Annotated in this window: 1 protein-coding gene; it reads right to left on the bottom strand. The window is 66.4% G+C overall.

Going from position 1 to position 1,144, the window contains the following annotated elements:
• Positions 1 to 1,144: PA domain-containing protein (locus T398_RS26785; protein WP_496450579.1), on the bottom strand; the 1,144-nt coding region annotated here is incomplete at both ends.

Here is a 1,144-nt window from a genome sequence, read left to right as displayed (position 1 = left end):
CCGGTGCCGGAGCCGCCGGGCTGGGGTCTGGCGGTGATGCTGATTTGCTGGCGGGTGCCGGCCTCGACGTCGCCTCGTAGGTCGGTGTCCAGTTCATAGTCGAGTTGGAGCAGCGTGAGCGGGACGGGGTCGTACCGGTCGGCGTCGTTGGTGCTGGAGATGAAGTCCCACTCGGTGTGGGTACGGGTCGACAGCCGCCAGTCGTCTGCCGAGCGCGACGCGTCCAACACCAGCCGGTACGGCAGGGTGCCGGCCGGCACCTCCTTGCGCTGCAGGGCGGAGCCCGTGGTTCTCTCGTGCAGCAGGGTGTTGCCCTGATAGAGCTTGATGTGTTCCTGGGCGGAATTCCCCATCGTCCCGCCGTAGTCGAGCACGCCCGAAGGGCTCCAGGGGTGCGGGCTGAGAGTCATGTAGTCCTGGTACCGGCTGTTTCGAATATAGGATGAATGGTTGAAGGCCGGCCGGATGGCGGGCGCGAACCAGTCCACTCTGGTGGTCGTGCCCTTGGCGTAGGTATGTGCGTCCGCCGCTATGACGAGGTCATCCTGTAGGTGGCCCTCGATCCAGGGGATACCCGGGGTGACCCATTCGGTACGGGTGCTGGGATACCACTCCGGTTCGAGAACCCCGACTGCGTGGCCGATGGCCGTGTCGGCGCGGTAGCCTATGCCTTCGGTGTCGTGGACGGCGTGGTATCGGGCGTCGATTCGGGCCAGGTCTTGGTGGCTGGGATGGTAGGTGAGGGGCTGGTCCGGCACCTGTTCCCGCCAGACCTGGGTCAGGTCATAGGTGGTGTCGGGGTATTTCTCCTGGGTGACCTTCAGCGGCGGCATCCCGTATTCGGCCAGTCTGGTCAGGATGTTTCCGATATCACGGTGGACGCTGGCCACCGGAATGGGCGATTCGCCGACATCCTCGTACAGGATCCCGGGGTTGTCGTTGACGACCAGGAGCAGTTCGGCTCCGGCGGCGGCCGCCGCGGCGGCCCGGTCGGGTGCGCTGACCTCGTCGCTGCGGGTGACGACGGCGATCTTGCCTTCAGCGTTGACGTCGGTGTAGTCGTCGGGGGTGCCGTTGCCGGCGTGGACGGGGCGGAGCCACTGTTTGCCGGTGGTGATGGTGCTGCCGGGTTGGGCCACGGCGT

Source organism: Salinispora goodfellowii (assembly GCF_059570675.1).
This window is presented reverse-complemented; position numbering and strand designations above follow the sequence as displayed.